The sequence below is a fragment of the Enterococcus sp. 12C11_DIV0727 genome (assembly GCF_002148425.2).
Taxonomy (GTDB): domain Bacteria; phylum Bacillota; class Bacilli; order Lactobacillales; family Enterococcaceae; genus Enterococcus_L; species Enterococcus_L lemimoniae.
Genome location: NZ_CP147248.1, coordinates 3,430,116 through 3,441,113 on the forward strand (window position 1 = coordinate 3,430,116; position 10,998 = coordinate 3,441,113).

Sequence of the window (10,998 nt, forward strand, 5' to 3'; positions counted from 1 at the left end):
ATGTTGAAAATGATGAACAAACAGACAACAACAATTACATTCTTATTATTAATTAAGGACTCATCACACTGATTTCTAGAAACCAGCTGTAGCCCAGCTTTTTCTTATCAGACGTTGAGAGTCCTGTTTTCGCATTGCATGAACGGGATGACAAAACATCCCATATTCGTGGGATGTTTTTTTATTGCAAATCACAGCGACTGCTTGCAGAGCTGATGATGCGCAATACTTGGCGAACGAAGAGAGAGAAGTTTCATTCGTTTGACCTAACTATAAAAAAAATGAAGAACACTATTCACTCAATTCAGAAAGGATGTATGAACATGAAAAATATCCAATTTTTTGACACCACTCTAAGAGACGGCGAACAAACTCCAGGTGTAAATTTCAACACGAAAGAAAAAGTCCAAATTGCCAAACAACTTGAAAAATGGGGCATTGATACGATCGAAGCGGGATTTCCGATCGCATCAGTTGGTGATTTTGAAGCAGTCAAAGCAATTGCTGAAAATGCAGAAAAAATGACTGTCGCAGGTCTGGCACGCTGTCAAAAAGCCGACATTGATCGGGCATACGAAGCCTTGCAAAATGCCAAGTATCCACAAATCCATGTATTCTTAGCTACAAGCCCAGTGCACATGGAATTCAAACTAAAAATGACACCAGATGAAGTGATTGCTTCTATTAAAGAACATGTCAGCTACGCAAGAACTAAATTTGAGAAAGTCCAATTTTCTCCAGAAGATGCGACGAGAACTGAAAAGCAATTTCTACTAAAAGCGGTTCAAACAGCTATTGATGCAGGGGCGACGATCATCAATGTTCCCGATACTGTGGGCTATTCCAATCCAACGGAATACGGTGCCCTATTCAAATTCTTAATTGAAAATATCCAAAGCGACCAAGAAATTATTTTCTCCTCTCATTGTCATGATGATCTAGGCATGGCGACGGCCAATGCCTTAGCGGCTATCGAAAATGGTGCTCGTAGAGTGGAAGGAACAATCAACGGTATCGGCGAACGTGCTGGTAATACAGCCCTTGAAGAAGTAGCTTTGGCTCTTTACATTAGAAAAGATTTCTACGAGGTCAAAAGCAATATCACCTTGAATGAAACGAAAAGAACCAGTGATCTCGTCAGTCGGCTATCAGGCGTGGCAGTGCCAAGAAATAAAGCTATTATTGGATCCAATGCCTACGCACATGAGTCTGGTATCCATCAAGATGGTGTCTTGAAAAATCCAGATACTTACGAAATCATCACACCGTCACTTGTTGGGGTCAATCAAAACTCATTGCCGCTAGGAAAACTATCTGGTCGCCATGCCTTTGCGACAAAAATGGAAGCTCTAGGCTACCAACTAACGGAAGCAGAACTAAAAGATGCCTTCAAACGGTTCAAATCACTAGCTGACAAAAAGAAACAAGTTACAGAAGATGATCTGATCGCCCTAATGGTTGGTCAATCGCAAGAATGTAGTGAAGATTATCGCTTAGAGCGTGTCCAACTACAATATGTTTCTGATGGTAGCCAAGGAGCGATTGTTTCCATCAATACTGGAGATGACGAAACCAAAACAGAATCAGCGATCGGTTCAGGAAGTATTCAAGCGATTTATAATTCGATCGATAAAATATTTGTCCAAAAACCAGAACTACAAGAATATTACATCAAAGCCATTACGGGTGGGGAAGATGCCCAAGCAGAAGTCCATGTAACGTTAGCAGATGCAGAAAATAGACAACAATTCAACGGCATTGGCATCGACTTTGATGTTCTACAAGCGTCAGCGAAAGCCTATGTTAAAGCTAGTGAACAATTTCAAAAAGAAGTGGGGAAAGCCTAATGAGTAAACGAATCGTAGCATTGCCAGGTGATGGCATCGGAGCCGAAATCATGGATAGTGCACTAAAAATTGTAGCCGAAATCATGGTACAAGATAATCTGGATTTTGATATTGAACGCTTTGCTTTTGGCGGTGCTGGTATTGATGAACAAGGAGATCCCTTACCAGAAGCTACCTTAAAAGCTTGTGAAAAGGCAGATGCCATTTTACTTGGTGCTATTGGTGGACCTAAATGGGATGATGCACCGAAACGACCTGAACAAGGATTGTTGGGGTTAAGAAAAGCTTTAGGACTATTTGCCAATATCCGCCCGATTTCAGTGCCAGATGCAGTCGTTCATTTATCTCCGTTAAAAGAAGAAAATGTTCGCGGTGTTGATTTTGTCGTTGTTCGAGAATTAACTGGTGGTATTTACTTTGGTGAAAAGAAACTTGGTGAAACAGAAGCCTCTGATCTGTGCACTTATTCCAAAGCAGAGATTCAACGGATTATCAGAAAAGCTTTTGAAATCGCTCAAACTAGAAATAAAAAAGTGACCTCGGTAGATAAAGCCAACGTGTTAGCAACAAGTAAATTATGGCGTCAAACAGCAGAAGAAGTGGCACAAGAATTTCCAGATTGTACCTTAGAACATCAATTAGTCGATTCAGCAGCGATGGTCATGATCCAAAAACCCAAAGACTTTGACGTGATCGTTACAGAAAATCTATTCGGCGATATCCTAAGTGACGAAGCATCAGTGATTCCAGGATCATTGGGCATGATGCCAAGCGCTAGTCACAGCGAATCAGGGCCTTCATTATACGAACCGATCCATGGTTCAGCGCCAGACATCGCCAATCAAAATAGAGCCAATCCAATGTCGATGATTTTATCAGCCGCAATGATGTTGCGCCAATCGTTTGGCTTAGAAAGCTCAGCAAAGAAAATCGAAAATGCGTGTGATCATGTCATGAATCAAGGAATCTTAACGACAGATTTAGGTGGTAAAGCAACAACCACAGAATTTACCGAAGCGGTCATCCAAGCACTACAATAAATCAAATAAAAAAAGCAATAGTAGGTGAAGAATCCATGAAACGAAATCAGCAGATCCAAGCCCATTTTGACCAAGAAGCACAAGCGTTTGATGAAGTTATCCAAAAAATTATTCCACATTATGATCAAATGATCGAAGCAATTGTTGCCAGTATTCCTTTTGCAAAAGACCGACCACTTTCGGTGATCGATTTAGGTTGTGGCACAGGGACGGTAGCACAAGCCGTTCAAAATATCTATCCCAACGCCGTGATCACATGTGTCGATTTGAGTGAAGAAATGCTGGAGATCGCCAAACAAAAACTAAACAATCAAGTGACTTGCATTGTTAGCTCTTTTGAAAATCTGACTTTTGAAACAAGCTATGATGTCGTCGTTTCTTCACTTGCGTTGCATCATTTAGAAGATCAAGCGGCACATCAACACTTTTATCGTCAAATTTATCAAGCACTAAATCACACTGGATTATTTATCAACGCAGATGTGATTCAAGCATCAAGCACTGAACTACAAGAAGCCTTTATGCAAAAATGGATCACTTTTATGAATCAGCAAATTACATTAAAAGAAATTCAAGAACGCTGGTTAAAAAGTCATTTTGAAGAAGATCGTCCTCAACCTTTAATGGCGGAGTTGAAAACACTAGAACAAGTTGGGTTTCAAGCTATTGATGTCGTATATAAATACTATAACTACGCAGTGTATCTTGGGAAAAAGGCTTAGAATTAGAACGAAAATAAAAAATGGATGTGACTTAACATGGGAAAAACACTATTTGATAAACTTTGGGAACAACATGTGGTATCAGGCGTTGCAGGAGAACCACAACTACTATACGTCAATCTTCATCTGATTCATGAAGTAACCTCACCACAAGCCTTTGAAGGGCTAAGAGAAGCTGGTAGAAAAGTCCGCCGACCAGATAGAACGTTCGGCACAATGGATCATAATGTGCCAACACAGGATATCTTTAATATCACCGATTTGGTTGCAAAAAAACAAATCGAAGCATTACAGAAAAACTGCGAAGAATTCGGCGTGACTCTTTGTGATAATGGTAGTGACCGCCAAGGGATCGTGCATATGGTGGGACCTGAAACAGGCTTGACCCAACCAGGAAAAATCATTGTTTGTGGTGATTCACATACAGCCACGCATGGTGCATTTGGTGCGTTGGCGTTTGGGATCGGGACAAGTGAAGTTGAACACGTTTTTGCAACACAATGTATTTGGCAAAATAAACCAAAATCAATGGGTGTCAAGATCACTGGGAAACTAGCAAAAGGCGTGTATGCCAAGGATATCATTCTAGCGTTGATTGCAAAATATGGCGTTGATTTTGGTGTGGGACATGCGGTTGAATTTTACGGGGAAACGATCGAAAACCTAACGATGGAAGAACGCATGACCATCTGCAACATGGCCATCGAAGGCGGTGCAAAAATGGGCATGATGGCACCAGATGAAAAAACTTTTGAGTATGTACGTGGCAGAGAATATGCGCCAGAAGATATGGATGCAGCAATTGCTGATTGGAAAAAACTGCCAAGTGATTCCGATGCAACATATGATGTGGATCTAGAATTGAATGCGGATGAATTGGTTCCTTTCATTACATGGGGGACGAATCCAGAAATGGGCATCCCAATCACAGGAACATTCCCCGAAATCCAAGACATGAACGATGAACGTGCCTATAATTATATGGATTTAAAACCGGGACAACGCCCATCAGATATCGAAATCGGTTACGTCTTTATCGGCTCATGTACCAACGGTCGCCTATCTGATTTGGAAGAAGCAGCACGTATTGTAAAAGGGAAAAAAGTTAAAGAAGGCATTACTGCGATCGTTGTACCAGGCTCAAGACCTGTTCGAAAAGCAGCAGAAAAAATTGGCTTGGATAAAATCTTTACCGAAGCTGGATTTGAGTGGCGAGAACCAGGTTGTTCCATGTGTCTAGGCATGAACCCAGACCAAGTACCAGCAGGCGTCCACTGTGCTTCAACGTCTAACCGAAACTTTGAAGGACGTCAAGGTAAAGGGGCAAGAACCCATCTTTGTAGCCCAGCGATGGCAGCAACTGCTGCAATAGAAGGAACATTTAAAGACATTAGAGAGGAGCTTGGTGCATAATGGAGGCATTTACACAACATACAGGAACCACGGTTCCACTAATGAACGACAATATCGATACAGATCAGATCATTCCAAAATCATTTCTAAAACGAATCGAAAAAACCGGATTTGGCGAGTTTTTATTTGATGAATGGCGTTACTTGCCAGATCGTACACCAAATCCAGAATTTACTTTAAATGAACCGCAATATAAAGAGGCGACAATTTTGATTTCAGGTGATAACTTTGGTTCAGGTTCATCAAGAGAGCATGCGGCTTGGGCACTGGATGATTATGGTTTTAGAGCAATTATTGCAGGCAGTTTTAGTGATATATTTTATATGAATGCAACAAAAAATGGCTTGTTGCCGATTGTCTTACAACAGGAAGAACTAAACGCTTTAGCGGGGCTTGGGGCTGATGAAACGATCACGATTGATTTGCCTGCCCAACAAGTAATCACACAAAGTGGCACCTATTCTTTTGAAATCGACAGCACTTGGAAGCATAAATTGGTAAATGGGTTGGATGATATTGCCATCAGTTTGACACATGATGATGAAATTGCTGCTTATGAAGCGAAGATTCCGGCTTATTGGCAATAGGAAGAGTAAGAGTGCTACATCGAAGACTGTTTTCGGTGTAGCTTCTTTTCATTAAATCGTTAGGATGGTGAAATCAATGGAATGGAATGCAAAAAAATATAATACCACCCATGATTTTGTTTTTAAATATGGTGCTGGACTGTTGGAATTATTACCGAAAGAGCCGAAAAAAGTGTTAGATATTGGATGTGGAACAGGAGCATTGACGAATCAAATTGCAGAACTTGGACATGAAGTGACAGGAATCGATCAGTCGATAAATATGATCAATCAAGCAAAAGAAAGCTACCCTGATTTGAGTTTTTTACAGGAGGATATTTTAAATCCCTCGGATCAAATTAGGCTGTATGATGTTGCTTTTTCGAACGCAGTTTTTCATTGGATTCCTGATCAAGATTTATTATTAAAGAATATCAGTGAGCATCTAAACGTAAATGGACAGTTGATTTGTGAGTTTGGTGCAGTTGGAAATGTTCAGATGATTAGAGAAGCTTTTGGGCGTGAGTTAAAAGCATTGGGTGTATCTTTTGAGGAGCCGTTTTGCTTTACGTCTGTTGAGGGTTATCGGTTTTTGCTAAAAAAGAATCATTTTGAGGTTGTGGAGATTTTAGAATACGAACGGCCGACACCGCTTAAAGGCGGTAAGTATGGTTTGAGAGAGTGGATGGAACAATTTTATGCTGCTGAGTTGGGTGAACTGTCGATAGAACAAAAAGAACAAGTTTTTGTGAATATGGAGCAAGAATTGGCACCTCGTTTGTGGAAGAAAGATCATTGGGAAGCAGATTATCGGAGATTGAAGATCAAGGCTTCAAAAACCAGATGATAGTAGCAACTAAGAGAAATTAGTAAGTACAAGGTGCTTGGAGCAGCGGCAGGTGTTATTGCAGCAGTTGCACCATGAATTGGTTGGCGATTAGTCTATTCTATAGTAGCTTCTGTCGCAAGTCTTGTCGGTCAGAATAGTAAAAATGATGTTATTGTTCGCGTCAGAAATTGAAGAATTTCTTCTATGTCTTATCAATAAAAAAGAAAGAATGTGATTGATGATAACGATGAATAAGCAAAAAAGGTTTGTAGGTACACTACTCGTTTTTGTCTTTTATGTAGGATTAAATTATTTTTAATTCATGAGAATTTCGAAAATAATTATTTGACAGGTTTGTTGGTGGTTTTTGTAAATAGCATTTTTATTATAATTTTAAGAATACTATTAAAGGGACTGTTTAACGTTAGTAGAAGTTTACTCGTTTTTTCTATAATGATATTACTTCTATTATTAGGAGTACCGTTGCTGCTTGTTGTTTTGTCTTAGTCAGTTACGAATGCGAATAGAGTGTCTAGAATAAGAATAGAAGAGAAAGCAAGAAATTTCCAATTTATGGTAATTCTTGCTTTTTTCTATTCATTTTTTTCGAATTTAAAATGAAAGAATTGATAAATATGTTAAACTAACTATGAGAAATAAAAAATAGCGTGTTATTTTTTATAATAAGTAGAAGCGGGTAAAAAATGAAGAAAAAAGTTTTGGGGATTTCCATTGGGGGAGTAATACTTATTGCCATTGTTATTGGCGGTATCATGTTGCAAAAGCAAGCAAACGAGAAGAAAAAAATTGCTATGACCCAACAGGATATCACAGCAATTGAAACAGCCACGACGAAAGATGGAGAACTGTATACTGAAGTTACAGCACTGTTTGATGAGAAAGAGGAGTTTCTAAATAAAGAAATCACACCAGTAATGATCAAAGAAGCAAAAGACAATCTTTTAAAGAAGCAGACCGAAATCGAAACACTAAAACGTGAGTACAGTAAAAAAATAAATGCTAGTGTAGCAGACGACAACATTCAACTCTTACAGAAAAAAATTGTTTTGGCAAGTAATAAATTAGAGATACAAACAGAGATAAATGATCTGTTCAGCTCAAAAGAATCAGCGATTGAAGGTCATACTATCAAAAAGGAATTACCAATTACGATTGATTTAACTAAAGAAAAAATCACCGCAGTTATGGAGAAAGTAACTGAAAACAAAAAGCTAAAAGGAAAATGGCAAGAAGCAATCGATTCTATCCTTAAAAATGCTACGGAGCAAGTAGAACAAGAAGAAAAAATCAAGAAACTAATCAATGACTCATTTGATGGTAATATACCCAAAGAAACCATTTAAAAAAGTGATTACGATGTGTTGAACAAAGAAATAGAGAAAGTTAAAAACGAAGAACTAAAAACTACATTTACTACAAAATTAATTTTAATGAAAGCCACGCTTGATACTCAGAGCCAAATAAGTGCGTTGACGCAACAACAAAAAAACGCTGAAGAAGAAGCCAAAAAAGCATTAGAAAAAGCAAAAGCAGACACCACCAAAGCGGTAGAACAAGCTATAGGGGATGATAAAATATTACTGGGGTATTCAGACGATCAGATTGAATATGCTCGTGTCTGGTTGACATTGATTGGTGTGAAACCTTCAGAACTGAATGCAAAAACAATTACTGCAGGAACATCTCTCAATCCATATGATAAAAGAAGTGTCACGTATCCGACTGATGCCATTATGCTTTACGGAGGCTATAGTGCTGAAGGGCAAATCGTGTATACAAGCAATCGAAACGGAACAATCAATGTATATCCAGTACCAAGTCATTGGCAAATCGGCCCAGAAGTTGCCAATGATCCAGAAAAAGTAAGAGCATTGACTCAAGATATTTTGGACAATGTCCGAGTGGTAACCGTAGATGTAGGGAATCCAAGAGATGTGCTGGATTTGATAAAGATACAGAAGTAATGAGTTTTAACTGAACAAAACAGGTAGTTTAGAAAATAAAAAATTTCTAAACTACCTGTTTTTATATAACCTTAATACTCTTATATTTGTTTTTTATGTATATTTTGCTTTGATAAGAAAAAAATGCAATTAAATTCAATAGTATTCAATTTTTTGTTAAAAATTATCTTGAAAGAATTAAGTTCAAGATAATTTTGTTCCTTATTATATGTAATCAAAAGAGTGGAATTGATCACTTGTATAAGTATATTCTATTATTTTTATTTAGTCTAGTAGAAAAAAAACATTTTTTTATCAAAATTTTCTATTTTTTGTTAAAAAAATGATAAAAATTTGTTGTTTTATTGATTGATTCCATTTTAGAAAGAGATATTTATAGGTATAATTCGTTTTTTAGCCGTCAAAAAACCGTCAAATTAAAAATTCCTAGGAGGAGAAAAGTATGTCAAAAAGAGGAGAAAATATCTATAAACGAAAGGATGGTCGCTGGGAAGGACGTTATAAAAAAGGTCGGAATAAGGAAGGTAGAATTGTTTATGGTTATGTTTATGGAAAACAATATAATGAAGCAAAAGAAAAATTATCAAAAAAAAATGTAGACTATTCTATGTATGGAGAAACAGCTGTACAAGAAGAAATGATGGTGGATGAATGGTTAAATTATTGGCTAAATATTTTAATGAAAAATAGAATCAAACCGTCTACCTATTCAAATTACAGGGGGCGAATCAACCGTCATCTTGCGCCATTTTTTAAAAATAAGCCATTATCTGAGCTGGAAACAGCCGATATAGACAGATTTATTTATTCATTGTATCTATCAGATCTTTCATCCAACACTATTCGCAGTATTATTAGTATGTTAAGAAGTGCTCTGAAAAAGGCTGTAAATGATAATAGAATTTCAAAAAATCCTTGCCAAGGGGTTCTTTTACCGGCATTAACCAAACCAAAAATAAAAAGTTTAGACAGAAAGCAACAAAAAAAATTAGAACAGATTTCTTTATATAAAAAAGAGTGTTCGGCAGAAATTATTGCGTTGTACACGGGAATGAGAATTGGAGAGATCAGTGGATTAAAATGGGAAGATATCGATTTTAAACACAATAAAATTTTTGTAAAAAGAACCATTTCCAGAATCCCTTCAGTAACAGAACCAAACAAAACTGAGATTATTATTGGGAAACCAAAGTCAATTAATGGAGAACGTGCCATACCAATATCTAAAAATTTAAAAAGATATTTATTGGCAAAAAAGCAAAAAAGTACCAGTGTATTTGTCATTTCATGCAAAAATAGTTTTACAGAACCACGTATTATTAACTATCGTTTTAAAAAAGTAGTAGAAGAATCAAAAATAGGTTCTGTTCACTTTCACGCACTTCGTCATACTTTCGCAACGAGATGTGTTGAATCAGGAATTGATATTGCGACATTGAGTAAAATCTTAGGGCATGCATCAACCAAAATGACACTCGACATCTATACGGATTCATTGTGGGAAACGAGACGCTCAGCCATGATGGTGATTGATAGACAGCTTAATTATGATGAAAAGATACTCTTATAATAAAAGAGGAGGCATTCAGCAAAACGCTGAGTGTCTATTTTTTTAACCGTCAAAATTATGGTCAAATCTTATTAAGAAATGAGGAATAATCGGATGAATCGAATGAATATCTTGAACTTAATTCTTTCAGGATATTCATTATTGTGTTTTTTTAAATTAACGTGATAAGTATAAATTTCAGATCAAAACGTCTTCAATAGTATTTTGCTTTTGAATGCACACTAAGAAAGTTTTTTAGTTCTGGATATAAATTTAGTAGGAGGTACCTGCAATGTACACTATCGGTATTTTTCGAGATTCGTCTCAACCTGAATTGGATTATACCAAAGAATTGGTGAGCTTAGGTCATGAGGTTACAATTTTACAAGTCAAAAATGTAGGTTCTGAACTAGCAAATGTAGATGCATTTATTATTGAAGAATCCACGATGAGTGATTTATCTAGTATTTGCAAAAATATTCTGGAGTTAAGAACGAGATTAAATAAATTGATCTGGGTATTGTTGATTGAAAATGATGAAGAAACAAAAACCAAAAAGAAAATTTACCTACAACTAGGTGCAGACGGGGTCTCTGTTTATGAAGATGAGTTTGTTTTACAATTTTCAAATATCTTAAAACGGATTGAGAATAAGGAAGAACCTAACGTTTTACAGACGAGATCAACGGCAGAACCCTTATTAGAACTACTTCCAGAAAATCTCAGTGTTTTAAAAGAAGGAAAAGTCGAAATCAGTTTAACCAAATTAGAATTTAAAGTCTTAGAACTCCTTCATAATAAGCACGATAAAGCATTGACCTATGAAGAAATCTACCAACATATTTGGGAAAATGAAAGTGCTGAGAAAAAAGAGTATCGAGTAAGTAATATCATATTCCATTTAAGAGGAAAAATAGAAGAAGACCCCACTACGCCGAAATTCATCAAAACAGTTCGGACAATCGGGTACAAATTAGCACTGAATCCACAGGTAAACAATGTTGGGATGAATCAAGCTTGAAGGAGGTGAAGAAACTGAGAACATTC

At 37.0% G+C, this 10,998-nt stretch carries 10 protein-coding genes; all 10 read left to right on the top strand.

Features of this window, described 5'->3' with window-relative positions; all coding sequences use genetic code 11:
- Positions 1-323: 323 nt before the first annotated feature.
- The 10 genes from A5866_RS16360 to A5866_RS16405 all read left to right on the top strand — a co-directional run bounded on the left by A5866_RS16360 (position 324) and on the right by A5866_RS16405 (position 10,972).
- The gene (locus A5866_RS16360; RefSeq protein WP_086444804.1) at positions 324-1,847 is read left to right on the top strand and encodes a 2-isopropylmalate synthase; all 1,524 of its coding nucleotides are present in this window, start codon (positions 324-326) and stop codon (positions 1,845-1,847) included.
- Positions 1,847-2,887 (top strand): 3-isopropylmalate dehydrogenase, encoded by a 1,041-nt coding sequence (gene leuB, locus A5866_RS16365; protein ID WP_086280904.1) that lies wholly within the window; start codon positions 1,847-1,849, stop codon positions 2,885-2,887. The genes A5866_RS16360 and leuB overlap by 1 nt, the downstream gene beginning before the upstream one ends.
- Positions 2,888-2,922: 35 nt before the next feature.
- Positions 2,923-3,609, top strand: a complete 687-nt coding sequence (locus A5866_RS16370) for a class I SAM-dependent methyltransferase (protein ID WP_086280907.1) — start codon at positions 2,923-2,925, stop codon at positions 3,607-3,609.
- A 36-nt stretch (positions 3,610-3,645) separates the two neighbouring features.
- Positions 3,646-5,022: a 3-isopropylmalate dehydratase large subunit gene (leuC, locus tag A5866_RS16375; protein ID WP_086280910.1), complete on the top strand. Its 1,377-nt coding sequence runs from the start codon at positions 3,646-3,648 to the stop codon at positions 5,020-5,022.
- Positions 5,022-5,609, top strand: a complete 588-nt coding sequence (gene leuD / locus A5866_RS16380) for a 3-isopropylmalate dehydratase small subunit (protein WP_086280911.1) — start codon at positions 5,022-5,024, stop codon at positions 5,607-5,609. Before leuC ends, leuD begins: the two co-directional genes overlap by 1 nt.
- Positions 5,610-5,685: 76 nt before the next feature.
- The gene (locus tag A5866_RS16385) at positions 5,686-6,435 is read left to right on the top strand and encodes a class I SAM-dependent methyltransferase (protein WP_086280914.1); all 750 of its coding nucleotides are present in this window, start codon (positions 5,686-5,688) and stop codon (positions 6,433-6,435) included.
- Positions 6,436-7,121: 686 nt separating this feature from the next.
- A complete protein-coding gene (locus A5866_RS16390; RefSeq protein ID WP_086280919.1) occupies positions 7,122-7,781 on the top strand; it encodes a hypothetical protein in 660 nt (219 codons plus the stop codon).
- A gap of 15 nt (positions 7,782-7,796) precedes the next feature.
- On the top strand, positions 7,797-8,402 hold the full coding sequence (locus tag A5866_RS16395) for a hypothetical protein (protein WP_086280921.1): 606 nt from the start codon (positions 7,797-7,799) through the stop codon (positions 8,400-8,402).
- Positions 8,403-8,844: 442 nt separating this feature from the next.
- Positions 8,845-9,972 (top strand): site-specific integrase, encoded by a 1,128-nt coding sequence (locus A5866_RS16400; RefSeq protein ID WP_086444803.1) that lies wholly within the window; start codon positions 8,845-8,847, stop codon positions 9,970-9,972.
- A 271-nt stretch (positions 9,973-10,243) separates the two neighbouring features.
- Entirely contained in the window at positions 10,244-10,972 is a 729-nt protein-coding gene (locus A5866_RS16405) for a winged helix-turn-helix domain-containing protein (RefSeq protein WP_086444802.1), read from the top strand.
- Positions 10,973-10,998 lie beyond the last annotated feature (26 nt).

What these genes read in the sequence shown, in the direction of transcription:
- leuC (WP_086280910.1), top strand. Translation starts at nt 3,646, where the DNA reads ATGGGAAAAACACTATTTGATAAACTTTGGGAACAACATGTGGTATCA.
- leuD (WP_086280911.1), top strand. Translation starts at nt 5,022, where the DNA reads ATGGAGGCATTTACACAACATACAGGAACCACGGTTCCACTAATGAAC.
- A5866_RS16370 (WP_086280907.1), top strand. Translation starts at nt 2,923, where the DNA reads ATGAAACGAAATCAGCAGATCCAAGCCCATTTTGACCAAGAAGCACAA.
- A5866_RS16360 (WP_086444804.1), top strand. Translation starts at nt 324, where the DNA reads ATGAAAAATATCCAATTTTTTGACACCACTCTAAGAGACGGCGAACAA.
- A5866_RS16400 (WP_086444803.1), top strand. Translation starts at nt 8,845, where the DNA reads ATGTCAAAAAGAGGAGAAAATATCTATAAACGAAAGGATGGTCGCTGG.
- A5866_RS16390 (WP_086280919.1), top strand. Translation starts at nt 7,122, where the DNA reads ATGAAGAAAAAAGTTTTGGGGATTTCCATTGGGGGAGTAATACTTATT.
- A5866_RS16405 (WP_086444802.1), top strand. Translation starts at nt 10,244, where the DNA reads ATGTACACTATCGGTATTTTTCGAGATTCGTCTCAACCTGAATTGGAT.
- leuB (WP_086280904.1), top strand. Translation starts at nt 1,847, where the DNA reads ATGAGTAAACGAATCGTAGCATTGCCAGGTGATGGCATCGGAGCCGAA.
- A5866_RS16385 (WP_086280914.1), top strand. Translation starts at nt 5,686, where the DNA reads ATGGAATGGAATGCAAAAAAATATAATACCACCCATGATTTTGTTTTT.